Annotated in this window: 12 protein-coding genes; 5 read left to right on the top strand and 7 right to left on the bottom strand. The window is 68.0% G+C overall.

Features of this window, described 5'->3' with window-relative positions:
* The first annotated feature begins 8 nt into the window (after nucleotides 1-8).
* Genes metG through mazG form a run of 5 tightly spaced genes read left to right on the top strand, consistent with a single transcriptional unit; the run spans nucleotide 9 to nucleotide 4,487 of the window.
* On the top strand, nucleotides 9-1,538 hold the full coding sequence (gene metG / locus ACX40P_RS08390; RefSeq protein WP_459125857.1) for a methionine--tRNA ligase: 1,530 nt from the start codon (nucleotides 9-11) through the stop codon (nucleotides 1,536-1,538).
* Nucleotides 1,535-2,314 (top strand): TatD family hydrolase, encoded by a 780-nt coding sequence (locus tag ACX40P_RS08385; protein WP_459125856.1) that lies wholly within the window; start codon nucleotides 1,535-1,537, stop codon nucleotides 2,312-2,314. The genes metG and ACX40P_RS08385 overlap by 4 nt, the downstream gene beginning before the upstream one ends.
* A complete protein-coding gene (locus tag ACX40P_RS08380; protein WP_459125855.1) occupies nucleotides 2,311-3,075 on the top strand; it encodes an MBL fold metallo-hydrolase in 765 nt (254 codons plus the stop codon). Before ACX40P_RS08385 ends, ACX40P_RS08380 begins: the two co-directional genes overlap by 4 nt.
* The gene (locus tag ACX40P_RS08375) at nucleotides 3,072-3,683 is read left to right on the top strand and encodes a retropepsin-like aspartic protease family protein (RefSeq protein WP_459125854.1); all 612 of its coding nucleotides are present in this window, start codon (nucleotides 3,072-3,074) and stop codon (nucleotides 3,681-3,683) included. Before ACX40P_RS08380 ends, ACX40P_RS08375 begins: the two co-directional genes overlap by 4 nt.
* A 51-nt stretch (nucleotides 3,684-3,734) precedes the next feature.
* Nucleotides 3,735-4,487 (top strand): nucleoside triphosphate pyrophosphohydrolase, encoded by a 753-nt coding sequence (gene mazG / locus ACX40P_RS08370; protein WP_459125853.1) that lies wholly within the window; start codon nucleotides 3,735-3,737, stop codon nucleotides 4,485-4,487.
* On the opposite strand, the gene hflX is transcribed toward mazG, so the two are convergent.
* From hflX to dusB, 7 genes are all read right to left on the bottom strand, one after another.
* Entirely contained in the window at nucleotides 4,474-5,772 is a 1,299-nt protein-coding gene (gene hflX / locus ACX40P_RS08365) for a GTPase HflX (protein ID WP_459125852.1), read from the bottom strand. The two genes, mazG and hflX, sit on opposite strands and share 14 nt — an antisense overlap.
* 10 nt (nucleotides 5,773-5,782) lie before the next feature.
* Nucleotides 5,783-6,313 carry an RNA chaperone Hfq gene (gene hfq, locus ACX40P_RS08360; protein ID WP_459126041.1) on the bottom strand — a complete coding sequence of 177 codons (531 nt, stop codon included), beginning with the start codon at nucleotides 6,311-6,313 and terminating at the stop codon, nucleotides 5,783-5,785.
* 82 nt (nucleotides 6,314-6,395) lie between these two features.
* Nucleotides 6,396-7,772 (bottom strand): nitrogen assimilation response regulator NtrX, encoded by a 1,377-nt coding sequence (gene ntrX / locus ACX40P_RS08355; RefSeq protein WP_459125851.1) that lies wholly within the window; start codon nucleotides 7,770-7,772, stop codon nucleotides 6,396-6,398.
* Nucleotides 7,769-10,024, bottom strand: a complete 2,256-nt coding sequence (locus ACX40P_RS08350; protein ID WP_459125850.1) for a sensor histidine kinase — start codon at nucleotides 10,022-10,024, stop codon at nucleotides 7,769-7,771. The genes ntrX and ACX40P_RS08350 overlap by 4 nt, the downstream gene beginning before the upstream one ends.
* Nucleotides 10,025-10,078: 54 nt before the next feature.
* Entirely contained in the window at nucleotides 10,079-11,542 is a 1,464-nt protein-coding gene (gene ntrC, locus ACX40P_RS08345; RefSeq protein ID WP_459125849.1) for a nitrogen regulation protein NR(I), read from the bottom strand.
* Entirely contained in the window at nucleotides 11,539-12,600 is a 1,062-nt protein-coding gene (locus ACX40P_RS08340; RefSeq protein WP_459125848.1) for a two-component system sensor histidine kinase NtrB, read from the bottom strand. The genes ntrC and ACX40P_RS08340 overlap by 4 nt, the downstream gene beginning before the upstream one ends.
* Nucleotides 12,597-13,595: a tRNA dihydrouridine synthase DusB gene (gene dusB, locus ACX40P_RS08335; RefSeq protein WP_459125847.1), complete on the bottom strand. Its 999-nt coding sequence runs from the start codon at nucleotides 13,593-13,595 to the stop codon at nucleotides 12,597-12,599. Before dusB ends, ACX40P_RS08340 begins: the two co-directional genes overlap by 4 nt.
* Nucleotides 13,596-13,630: the final 35 nt, after the last annotated feature.

Genomic DNA, 13,630 nt, shown 5'->3' with positions numbered 1-13,630 from the left:
GGACCGGCATGGCCGATCCCTATTACATCACCACCGCCATCCATTATCCCAACGGGCGCCCGCACATCGGGCATGCCTATGAGATGATTGCCGCCGATGCGATCGCGCGGTTTCAGCGTCAGGCCGGTCGCGACGTCCGCTTCCAGACCGGCACCGACGAGCACGGCCTAAAGATGGTGAAGACCGCCCGCGACCGCGACATGGACGTGCGGGCGCTGGCCGACGAGATGTCGGGCTATTTCCGCGAGATGGCGGACGTTCTCGATATCTCGTGCGATCGTTTCATCCGCACGGTAGAGCCCGATCACTATGCCGCCAGCCAGGCGATCTGGCAGGCGATGGCGGACGCCGGCGACCTCTACCTCGACCGCTACGAAGGCTGGTATTCGGTCCGCGATGAGGCGTTCTACGAGGAAAAGGAACTGACCGGGGAGGGCGACGACCGCCTGTCGCCGCAGGGGACGCCGGTCGAATGGACGGCGGAGGAGACGTGGTTCTTCCGCCTTTCCAAATATCAGCAGCCGTTGCTCGACCTCTACGCGCGCGACCCCGACTTCATCCGTCCCGAGGGGCGCCGCAACGAGATCCTGCGCTTCGTCGAGGGCGGGCTGACCGACCTCAGCGTATCGCGGACCAGCTTCGACTGGGGCGTGCCGGTGCCGGGCAGCCCGGGCCACGTCATGTACGTCTGGGTCGACGCGCTGACCAACTATCTGACCGGTGCCGGCTATCCGCAGGATGGCGAGGCGCTGGCGAAATGGTGGCCGGCCGACCTGCACCTGATCGGCAAGGACATCGTCCGCTTCCACGCGGTCTACTGGCCCGCGTTCCTGATGTCGGCGAAGCTGCCGCTACCCAGGCAGGTCTTTGGCCACGGCTTCCTGCTGAACCGGGGCGAGAAGATGTCGAAGTCGGTCGGCAACGTCGTCGATCCGATGGAGCTGGCCCGCCTCTACGGCGTCGATGCGCTTCGCTACTTCCTGCTGCGCGACGTCAGCTTCGGGCAGGACGGCACGTTCAGCGACGAGGCGATCGTCACCCGCGCCAACGCCGACCTGTCGAACAGCTTCGGCAACCTCGCCCAGCGCACGCTCGCGTTCATCGCCAAGAACGTCGACGGGGTCATCCCTGACGCCGGTCGCGCCGATCCGGCCGACGCCGAGTTGCTGGCCGAGGTTCACGCCGCCACCGCCGAGTTCCGCCAGCAGTTCGCCGACCTCGGCATCGGTGCCGCGCTGGAGGCCTGGATCCGCGGCGTCTTTGCCTGCAACGCCTACATCGACGTGCAGGCACCCTGGGCGCTGCGCAAGACCGATCCGGAGCGGATGAACGCGGTGCTCGCGACGCTGGTGCGCGCGATCCGCGATCTCGCCATCGCGATCCTGCCGGTGGTGCCCGGATCGTCGGCCCGGATCCTCGATTTCCTCGGCGCCGACGCGCGCGATCACGCCGCGCTGGACGACGACTGGAGCGCGGTCGGCGTGACCATCGCGCCGCCATCGCCGGTCTTCCCACGGCTGGAGCTGGCCGCGGCATGAGGCTCGCCGACAGTCACTGCCACCTCAATTACAAGGGGTTGGCGGAGGTTCAGCAGGACGTGTTGCAACGCGCGCGGGACAGCGGCGTGGTCGCGATGCTCAACATCGCCACGCGCGAGCGTGAGTGGGACGATGTCCTCGCCACCGCCGAGGCCGAGCCGGACGTCTGGGCGACGGTCGGCATCCACCCGCACGAAGCCGACCAGCACCCCCATATCGACACGGCGAAACTCGTCGAACGTGCAGCACATCCGCGCGTCGTCGGCATCGGCGAGAGCGGCCTCGACTATTTTTACGACCACAGCGACCGCACGCGTCAGCAGGCCAGCTTCCGCGCCCACATCGCCGCGTGCCGCGAAACCGGCCTGCCGATCATCGTCCACACCCGCGATGCCGAAGACGACACGCTGGTGATCCTGAAGGACGAGCTGGGGAAGGGGGCCTATCCCGGTGTCATCCACTGTTTCACCGGCACCGGCGCCTTCGCCGATGCAGCACTCGACCTCGGCTTCTACATCTCGATCTCGGGCATCGTGACGTTCAAGAGCGCGCGCGAATTGCAGGATACCGCGAAGCGCCTGCCGATCGAGCGGCTGCTGATCGAAACCGACGCGCCGTTCCTCGCGCCCGTGCCGCATCGCGGCCGCCCTGGTGAGCCGGCGTTCGTCGCCGACACCTGCCGTTTCCTCGCGGACTTGCGCGGCGAGGACGCCGACATGCTCGCCGAGCGGACGCGCGAGAATTTCCACGACCTGTTCGCCAAGACGCACGCATGAAGCTGCGCATCCTGGGATGCGGAACCTCGTCGGGCGTGCCCCGGATCGGTGGCGATTGGGGCGCGTGCGATCCCGCCGAACCGCGTAACCGGCGGACGCGTGTGTCGGTCATCGTCGAGACGGCGACCACCCGTATCCTCGTCGACACCGGTCCCGACCTGCGCGAACAACTGCTCGCCGCCGATGTCTCCACGGTGGATGCGGTCATCTGGACCCACGATCACGCCGATCACTGCCACGGCATCGACGATCTGCGTCAGCTCTATCACGCCCAGCGCGCACCTGTGCGCGGACTGGCTCGACCCGCGACACTCACGGCGCTGGAAGAGCGCTTCGCCTACGCCTTCCGCGGGCGGGACGGATATCCGAGCACGGTCGCGGGGGAGGTGCTGCCAGATCGCATCGTGATCGGCGACATCGCGGTCAGCGTCGTCGATCAGCCGCATGGGTCGATCACCTCCGCCGGCTTGCGATTCGATACCGCCGGAAGGTCGCTGGTTTATGCTACCGATTTCAATATCCTGACCAATGACATGCGCACGCTGTATGAGGATTGCGACGTGCTGGTGATCGACGCCCTCCGCCGCGCGCCGCACCCGACCCATCCGACGCTCGACCAGGCGGTCGTGTGGGCAGCGGAACTCCGCGCCGGGCCCGCGATCCTCACCCACATGGACCAGTCGATGGACTATGCGGCGGTGTCGGCTGCGACACCTGACGGCGTCGAGCCCGGCTATGACGGGCTGGAGGTGACGATATGACCGACGATACCGTCAGCCTGTTGTGGGGCGTCGGCGCGCTCGCGCTGGTTATCAGCGCGCTGACCGCGCGGCGGTTGTCGTTTCGGGAAATCCTGCGCTCGCTGATCGGCTGGGCGATCATCGCCGGGATCGCTTGGGCTGTGATCGCCAACCGCGACCGTATTGAACCCATGGTCGCGGGGATCGGCGAGCGGCTCGGTATCGGCGCCCAGACCGTCGAGGGCGAAACGGTCCGCATCACGATGAGTGCCGACGGCCATTTCTGGGCGCGGGTGCGGCTGAACGATCACACCGAACGCATGCTGATCGACAGCGGCGCGACGATCACCGCGTTGACGCCACGTGTGGCACAGGCGGCCGGTGTCGAGGTGTCGGAAGGCGGCTTTCCGGTGATGATAAACACCGCCAACGGCACGATCACCGCGCGGCGCGCCACGGCCGGGCGTGTGGCGATCGGTGGGCTGAAAACCCGCGATCTGGGCGTCATCGTCTCGCCGGCGTTCGGTGAGATGAACGTGATCGGCATGAACTTCCTGTCACGGCTGGGATCGTGGCGCGTCGAGGGGCGGACGCTGATCCTCGAGCCTAAACGCCCGGATGCGCACTAGAACTTACATAATGCATATTATCAGCTTTGGATTTATCGGCAGGGCGCTCAGATGATCGATCGATTGGTTAAGATCATGGTCCGCCTCCGCGATCCGGACCATGGCTGCGAATGGGATGTCGCACAGACGTTCGAGACGATTGCGCCTTACACGATCGAGGAAGCCTATGAGGTCGCCGACGCCTGCGCGCGCGGTGACCTGGCCGAACTCAAGGACGAGCTCGGCGACCTCCTGCTACAGGTCGTCTTCCACAGCCGCATCGCCGAGGAACGCGGCGCCTTCGATCTGACCGATGTCGTCGCGGCGATCAGCGACAAGATGGAGCGCCGCCATCCGCACATCTTCGGCAATGCGCCCGGCGGTGGACATCACCTTTGGGAAGTCATCAAGGCCGAGGAGCGCGCCGGCAAGGCCGACGGGAGCGCGCTCGCCGGCGTGGCGCTGGCGCTACCGGCGCTGATGCGGGCGGAAAAGCTGCAGAAGCGCGCCGCGCGGACCGGGTTCGACTGGCCCGATGCCGACGGCGCCCGCGCGAAGATCTTCGAGGAAGTGGCCGAGGTCGATGCCGCCGGCGATGAAGCGCACCGATCGGAGGAGATCGGCGACCTGCTGTTCTCCGTGGTCAACTGGGCGCGCAAGCTGGGCGTCGATCCCGAGGTCGCGCTGCGATCGGCGAACGCTAAGTTCGATTCCCGTTTCCGGGCGATGGAGGCCGTCGCCGGTGCCGCGTTCGCCGCGCTGCCGCTCGACGACAAGGAAGCTCTGTGGCTCGCCGCCAAGGGCGACCCCGTCACGCGCGCGTAGCGAAACGCTCGTAATCGCGCGGGTCGAGCCGCACTTCGAGATGCAGTCCGGCGTCGTCGCTCTCCTGCGACAGCACCTCGCCGTGCGCGTGCAGCCAGGCCGCCCCCGCCCCATCAGATGCATCCAGCGTCACCAGATAGCGCTGGTGCGCGGCGGTCAGCCGGTCCGCGATGGTCCGCAGCAGCGCATCCACCCCCTCGCCCGTCAGCGCCGAGATCGCCACGACATCGTCGCGCCGGCCCGCATCGACCAGCATATCCTCAAGGTCATCGCCGGTCAGCAGGTCGAGCTTGTTCCACGCCTCGATCCGCGGCGTCGTCTCTGCCACGCCGATCTCCGCCAGCACGCCCTCGACGTCGCTGCGCTGCGCCTGCGTATCGGGATGCGCCACATCGCGAACGTGGACCAGCAGGTCGGCCGACACCACTTCCTCCAGCGTCGCCTTGAACGCGGCGACGAGCTGGGTTGGCAGGTCGGAGACGAAGCCGACGGTGTCGGACAGGATCGCCTTGTCGATCCCCGGCAGCGAGATCTGGCGCAGCGTCGGGTCGAGCGTGGCGAACAACAGGTTCTCCGCCATGACGTCACTTCCCGTCATGCGATTGAAAAGCGTCGATTTTCCGGCGTTGGTATAGCCGACCAGCGCGATCACCGGCCACGGCGCGCGCTGGCGCCGTTCGCGATGCAGGCCGCGCGTCCGGCTGACCTGCTCCAGCTCGCGCCGCAGCCGCGCCATGCGGTCGCGGATTAACCGGCGATCCGCCTCGATCTGGGTTTCGCCAGGGCCGCCGAGGAAGCCGAAGCCGCCGCGCTGGCGCTCGAGATGGGTCCAACTGCGCACCAGCCGCCCCGCCTGATAATCGAGATGCGCGAGTTCGACCTGCAGCCGCCCCTCGGCAGTGCGCGCGCGCTCGCCGAAGATTTCGAGGATCAGCCCGGTACGGTCGATGACCTTGCACTTGAGCGCAGTCTCCAGATTGCGCTGCTGCACCGGCGACAGCGACGCGTCGAACACGGCGAGGCCGACGCCGTCGTCGCGGACGATCTCGGCCAGCGCCTCGACCTGCCCACTACCGATCAGCGTCGCCGGTTTGGGGGCGCGGACGCGGTAGGCGATCTTGTGGACCACCTCGACCCCGATCGCGAGCGCAAGGCCCGCGGTTTCCTCCAGCCGCGCGTCGGCATCCCGCTCGGCGCCACCCTGATCGGGCAGCACGACGATCGCGCGCGCACCCCGCGCGAAATCCTCGACATCGCGCTCGAAGCCGCCGCCTGCGCTACTCATTTCCGGCCGCTCATTCCTCGCCGATCGCCTGTTCCTCGGCCAGGTTCAGCGGGTTCGCCGGCTGTACGGTCGACACGGCGTGTTTGTAGACCAGCTGCGACATGCCCTCACGCTGGAGCAGCATGCAGAACAGGTCGAACGCCACGATTCCACCCTGCAGCATGACGCCGTTGACCAGGAACATGGTCACGCTTTCCTGCTGGCGCCGCACCGCGCCAAGGAAGATTTCCTGCAATCCCGGATGCTTGCTCGATCCTTCTCCGATCGAATCGACGATGCCTTCGACGTCCAGCGGACCCGATGGCATGATCGTCGAAATCGCGTGCTTGTAGATCAGCTGCGACTGGCCGTCGCGGCGCAGCAGCACCGAGAAATTGTCGAACCAGGTAACGATTCCCTGCAACTTCACGCCCTTCACGAGGAACATCGTGACGGGCGTCTTCGACTTGCGAAGCGCGTTGAGGAACAGGTCCTGAAGGGAAGCGGTCTTTTCGGCCATTGATGTGGTCCTCTTGGCTCTTGGCGGGGTCTGTCCCGCGATGCGCCGCCTGCGCGACGTCGAATACGCGCCGAATGCGCGCGGGTTTCAGACTAACGCCCTCCCCCCGCGCCGTCCAGCGACGCTATTCGTCGCGCGTCTCGGTGATGCCGAGCAGCTTGAGCTTCCGGTGCAGCGCCGATCGCTCCATGCCGATGAAGCTCGCGGTGCGGCTGATGTTGCCGGAGAAGCGGCGGATCTGGACGCGCAGATACTCGCGCTCGAAACTCTCGCGCGCCTCGCGCAACGGCGCCCCCATGATCGCGCTGTTGCCTCGCCCATCCCCGTCGTCGCGGCTGCCCAGCACCTCGGGCGGCAGCAGGTCGATGTCGATCCGGCCGATGCGGTTGCCCGGCGCCAGGATGACCGTGCGCTCGACGATGTTCCGCAACTGTCGCACGTTGCCGGGCCATTCGTAGCTTTGCAGCGCCACCATGGCGTCGGCGGCAACTTCCGGCGTCGGCACGCGACGTTCGGAGGCGTAATGCGCCACGAAATGGTCGACGAGTGCCGGAATATCCTCCCGCCGATCGGTCAGCGACGGGATCGCCACGGGCACGACGTTCAGGCGGTAATACAGGTCTTCGCGGAAACGCCCCTCGGCGATCTCGTCCTGAAGGTCGCGCGCGGTGGCGGAGACGACGCGGACGTCGACCTTCACCAGCCGCTGCCCGCCGACGCGGGTAAAGCTCTGGTCGGTCAGGACGCGCAGGATGCGGGCCTGCGTCGCGATCGGCATGTCGGCGATCTCGTCGAGGAATAGCGTGCCGCCGTGCGCCTGTTCGAGCAGGCCCGGCCGGACGAGGTCGCCCCCTTCCTCCACGCCGAACAGTTCCTCCTCCATTCGCTCGGGCGTCATCCGCGCGGCGCTGACGATCACAAACGGCGCCTGCGCCCGGCCCGACCAGCCGTGGAGCAGCCGCGCGGCGACCTCCTTGCCGACGCCCGCCGACCCGGTGATGAGCACGCGGCTACCGGTCGAGGCGACCCGCTTCAGCGTGGCGCGCACCATGTTGATCGCGGCCGAATTGCCGGTCAGGTCATCTTCGCGCCCCACCGACGCGCGCAGCGACGCGACTTCGCGCCGCAGCCGCTCGGTTTCGGTCGCGCGTTCAACGAGGAGCAGCAGACGCTCGGCCTCGAATGGCTTCTCAATGAAGTCGGACGCACCCCGTCGGATCGCGGCGACCGCGGTGTCGAGGTTGCCGTGGCCGGAAATCACCAGCACCGGGATTGACGGATCGCGCCGCTTGATCTCGTCGAGCAGGTCGAGCCCGTCGAGGCGCGACCCCTGCAGCCATACATCCAGCAGCACCAGGCTGGGCCGCCGCGTCGCGATCGCCTCCAGCGCGGCATCGCTGTCGGCGGCGCCGCGCGTCTGATAACCCTCGTCCTCCAGCACGCCGGCGACCAGTTCGCGGATGTCGTATTCGTCGTCGACGACGAGGATTTCGATACTCATGACAATGTCCGATTGCGGGTCAGCATGGGGGAGGCCGGCTCGGGCGCATCGCCCGCCGGCGCGTCCGGTTGTTCGAGGGTCGCGAGCGTCGCCGCGTCGAAGGTGAGCGAGACGATCGTGCCGCCGCCGCGCCGGTCGCCGAACGCCATCGTGCCGAAATGCTCCTCGACGATCTTCTTGACGATGGCGAGGCCGAGGCCCGTGCCGCGTGCGCGCGTCGTCATATAGGGCTCGACGATGCGGTCGCGCTCGACCGGCAGGCCGATGCCGTTGTCGGAAATCTGGAACATCACCCCGCGCACGGCATCGCCGCCCAGCATCAGCGTGACCTCGCCCTGCGGCAATTCCGCCCCGTCGCGCGCCTCGATCGCCTCGATCGCGTTCTTGACGAGATTGGTCAGCGCCTGCCCGATCTGGCGACGGTCGCAGACCAGCACGGGCGGCGGATCGTCGTAGAGCAGCGCGAAGCGGATCGCGGGATGCGCGACCTCGTGCAGGAACACCGCCTGCCGCACCAGATCGATCAGTGATTCCTCGCGGAACATCGGCTTGGGCATGCGCGCGAAGGACGAAAATTCGTCGACCATCCGCCGCAAGTCGCCGACCTGTCGCACGATCGTCTCGGTCAGCCGCGCGAAGGTGCCGTCGCCCTCGGGCGCCAGCTTGCCATAGCGGCGTTGCAGGCGTTCCGCCGCGAGCTGAATTGGGGTCAGCGGGTTCTTGATCTCGTGCGCGATCCGCCGCGCGACGTCGGACCATGCCGCGCGGCGCTGGTCGAGCAGCTGCTGCGTGATGTCGTCGAAGGTCAGGACGTGGCCATCCTCGTCGCGCGTGATCTTCACCGCCAGCGTGCGCGCCTCGCCGCCGCTCGCGACCTGCACCACGCCCTCCCGCGCCCCGCCTTCGAGCAGGGTCGCGAGTTCCGGCGCGACCTCGGCCAGCGGACGCCCGACGAAATCATTGCTACCCGATCCGATCAGCGGGCGCGCCGAGCTGTTGACGAGCCGCACCGCGCGGTCGCTGCCCACCGCGACGACGCCGGCGGTGACGCCCGAGAGAACCGCCTCGATCAGCGCGCGGCGGCTCTCGGCGGCGGCATTCGCCTCGACCAGTGCGCCGGTCTGCTCACCCAGCCGTTCGGTCATGCGGTTGAAGGCATTGGCGAGCGTGCCGATTTCGTCGCGCGTCCGCGGCTCGACCACGCGCGCGGTCAGATCGCCGCCGGCCACCCGGCGCGCGGCATCCACCAGCTCACCGACCGGCCGGACGAGGCGATCGGCGACGGCCAGCGCGACGAAGACGGCGATACCGACGACCAGCAGGGAAACGCCCAGAAGAGCGGCGTTGAACTTCAGCTGCAACGAGCGCGAGCGTTCGACCAACGCGCGATAATCGGCCAGCACCGCGGTCGCGCGTTGGCTGGTCGCCTGCATCTGACCGGTTGCGGTAACGCGTGCGCCGTACACGAACAGGTTCGCCTGCCCCGGCACCCGGGTTATCGACCAGATGCGGTCGCCGGTCGTGCCGGTGACGTTGCGCTGCCCTGCTCTCAGCTTGGCCATAACCTCCGGCTTGATCTCGCGCGCCAATGCCCGGTCGTCGGGATTGACCAGCGCGAGCGACAGCACGTCGCCGTTCGGTCCGATCGAGAACAGCAGTCCGTCGGTCAGGCTGCGATAGAAGACCTGCTGGACGAGGAAGGTGGCGAATTCGGGATTGTCATAAGTGGTGCGCGTCAGCGCCTCACCCACGTCGCCGGCCATCGTCGTCGTCTCGCTCTCCACCCCGGCGATGAACTGGGTATAGCTCTCCGATGCCAGCGCGCTCGCATTTTCGAGCATGCCGCGGGCGCGATCCGACGACCAGAATTCGACGCCAGTTTGGAACAGCAGCGACGCGAAGATCGTGACGAGGATCGTCGGCACGCTCGCCAGTACCGAAAACAGTGCGACGAGGCGGACGTGCAGCCGCCCCTCCCCGCCAAGCGGCGACCGCGCGGCGCGGTGAATAGCGATACGGCGCCCGATCAGGACGAGCAGCGCGATGCTGGGGATCAGGTTCGCGGTGAGCAGCAGCGCGACCGTGGGTGGGGTCAGCAACACCGCGCTGTCACTGCGTCCGGCGATCACACGCCAGCTGATGACGGCGATCAGGATCGCGACCGCGAGGACCATTAGCTCGATGACCGGCGTTACCGTGAAGCGGCGCCGGGGCGTCGCTGGTTCGGTCATCGGCACGGCGGCAACACTCATCGTGGCAATGGTACACGGGGAGTGTTGCCGGGAAAACACATAATTTGCGTTGACCTACCGCAACGTCGTCCCGCCCTGCCGCACCTCGCCCGCGTCGATGCCGAGATCGTCGAGCCGCTTGCGCAGCGTGTTGCGGTTGATCCCCATCGCCCGCGCCGCACGCAGCTGGTTGCCGCCGTGTCGCGCCAGCATCGCCTCGATCAGCGGTCGCTCGACCTCGGCGATGATGCGGTCGTAGAGCGTGCCGTCGTCCAGCCGGCCGGGCTCCTGCCGCCCTATCGCGGCGATCCGCGTCAGCACGGCGGCACCCAGCCCGTCGTCGCCGACCGGTACGGCGGACAGCTCGCCCGCACCCAGCATCGCCGCGATCTCGCCCGCCCCGATCCGCTCATCGCGGCTGAGCGCGGCCAGCCGGCGCATCAGATTTTCGAGCTCGCGGACGTTCCCGGGCCAGTCATAGGCCTGCATCCGCGCCAACCCATCGGGCTCGATCTGCTTGCGCGGCAGGCCTTCGGCGACGGCGCGGTCGAGAAAGTGCCGCGCCAGCAGCGGCACGTCCTGCCGCCGGTCGCGCAGCGGCGGCAGCGCGATGGGAACGACGTTGAGCCGGTAGAACAGATCCTCGCGGAACGCCCCCGCCGCGACCAGCGCGGCCAGATCCTTGTTGGTCGCGGCGACGATGCGGACATCGGCACGGATCGGCCGCGCGCCGCCGACGGTGGTGAATTCGCCCTGCTGCAATACGCGCAGCAGCCGGGTCTGCGCATCCATCGGCATGTCGCCGATCTCGTCGAGGAACAGCGTGCCGCCCGCCGCCAGCTCGAACTTGCCCGCCACCCGCGCCGCCGCGCCCGTGAAGGCGCCGCGTTCATGCCCGAACAGTTCCGCCTCGATCAGCTCGCGCGGGATCGCGGCCATGTTGAGCGCGATGAACGGTGCCTTCGCCCGTGCGCCCAGATCGTGGATCGCCTGCGCCACCAACTCCTTGCCGGTGCCCGATTCGCCCGACACCAGGATCGTCAGGTCGGTGGCGACGACGCGCGCGATCACGCGGTACACGTCCTGCATCGCCGGCGAGCGGCCAATCAACGGCAGCACGTCGTCGCTATCGGCCTCCACCACGCTCGGCGCGCGACGCGACCGCTCCAGCGCCCCCGCCACCGCCTGCGCCAGCAGGTCGAGGTCGAAGGGCTTGGGCAGATAGTCGAACGCCCCCGCCTCGGTCGCGCGGACCGCGGTCGACAGCGTGTTCTGCGCCGAGAGGACGATAACCGGCAGGCGCGGATGCGCGGTCAGCACCGCCGGTATCGCCTCCAGCCCGTTGCCGTCGGGCAGCAGCACGTCGGTGATGAGCACGTCCGGAATGCCGCCCGCCAGCGCGCGGTGAAGTTCCGCCAGGCTGCCGGCGGTGGTCACCTCATGCCCCTTGCGGCGCAGCGCCTGCGACACGACGGTGCGGATCGCGGCATCATCGTCAACGACAAGAATGCGGCCGCCCTCGGGATGCGGTGACGTCATGACGCCCTCGGCAACAATATGCGGAAGATGGTCATCTCGGGATCCCCCTCCCGCGCATAGGCGACGATCCCGCCCATATCGCCCACCAGCTTTTCGACCAGCGGCAGACCAAGTCCGCGCCCTGCGGATTTGCCCGATACGAAGGGTTCGAACAGGTGATCGGCGATGTCGGCGGGCGCGCCGGGGCCATTGTCCATCACCGCGATCTCGATTGGCAGCGGCTGGCGCGCGCGGCCCGGACCGGCGCTGATCGCCATGCCGTGGCGATAGGCGGTCGACAGGATGATGCGGCGGTCGGCCTGCCCCGACAACGCCTCGGCGGCATTCTTGACGAGGTTCAGCACGACTTGCGTCACCGCATCGCGATCGACCTTCGCCGGCGGCAACGACGGATCGAAGCGCGCCTCGATCGCCACGTCGCGCGCGAACCCCGCCAGCGCGACCTGCCGGACATGGTCGAGCAGCGGATAGACGTTGTGGGCCTCCAGCCGCAGGGGGCGGGTGTCGGTGAAGTCCTGCATCCGGTCGATCAGCGCGGCGATGCGGTCGACCTCGGTCGTGATGAGCGTGGTGAGTTCGACCGCCCCCTCCCCGCCCCCACCGATTCCCTGGCCCAGCAGCTGCGCCGCGCCGCGGATGCCCGACAACGGGTTCTTGATCTCGTGCGCCAGCATCGCCGCCGCGCCGATCGCCGCCCGCGCGCCGCCCGACCGCTCGCCGCCGCGCGCGGCGGGGTGTGGGCGCAACGTCACCAACGTCCAGCCGGGATAGTCCGGCACCTGACATTCGATCAGGTCGACGCGTGCCCGCCCGACCCGGCCGATACCGACATCGGCGTCATAGGCCGCGAATACATTTCCCGTCCGCCGCTCCGCGAACCGTTCCTGCAATCGCAAGAACAGGTCGATCTCCTGCCCCGCCATCGCGCGTTCAGAGATGTTGAGCAGAGCTTCGCCCGCCGCATTGGCGCGGGCGACGCGCGCTTCCGGATCGACCAGCAGCGTGGCGACCGGATGTGCCGCGAACAGCTCGGCGAACGGCGGCGCGGGCGACGTCACGCCGCGGCGCGCGCGGTCCAGGGGGCGTAGAATTCGGCAAGCATCGCCTTCACCACGGTCGCGTCCGGCACCTGGTTCACCTTGTTGCGGAACTCGGCCGATCCGGGCAGCCCCTTGGTGTACCAGCCGAGGTGCTTGCGCGCCATGTTGACGCCGGTTTCCTTGCCATAGAGCGACAGCATGTCGTCATAGTGCGTTACGATAAGGCAATATTGTTCGTCGATCGTCGGATCGGGGCGGGCCTCCCGCCCCTCCAGCGCATCCATCACCTGCCGCAGCAGCCACGGCTTGCCATAGGCACCCCGCCCGATCATCACGCCATCCGCGCCAGACTGGTCGAGCGCGGCGTGCGCGTCCTCGGGCGTGCAGATGTCGCCGTTGACGATGACGGGCAGCGTGACCGCATCCTTCACCCGCCGCACGAAGCGCCAGTCGGCCGAGCCCTTGTACATCTGGTTGCGGGTCCGGCCGTGGACGGTGACCATCTGCACGCCCAGATCCTGCGCGATCCGCGCGAGTTCGGGCGCGTTCAGGCTGTCGTGGCACCAGCCCATCCGCATCTTCAGCGTCACCGGGCGCGCCACCGCCTTCACCACCGCGTCGATCAGCTGCGCGGCGACGGGCAGGTCGCGCATCAGCGCGGAGCCGGCGTCGCCGCTCGTCACCTTGCGGACGGGACAGCCCATGTTGATGTCGATGATCGCCGCACCGCGATCCTCGCTCAGCTTCGCCGCCTCCGCCATCTCGTAGGGCGTACAGCCGACCAACTGCATCGACACCGGATCCTCGATCGGGTCCCAGGCGAATTTCTGGAGCGACTGGCGCGTCTCGCGGATCGCCGCCTGGCTCGCCACCATCTCGGTGACGTTCAGCCCCGACCCATAGCCGCGCACGACCCGCCGGAACGGCAGGTCGGTGACGCCGGTCATCGGCGCCAGCAGGACGGGCGTGTCGATCCGGACGGGACCGATCTGGATGGGGGCGATGGTGCGCATGATCTGCCTGAAAAACGGGCAGTCCCTAGGCGAAA

Source organism: Sphingomonas sp. RS2018 (genome assembly GCF_054489605.1).
This window is presented reverse-complemented; position numbering and strand designations above follow the sequence as displayed.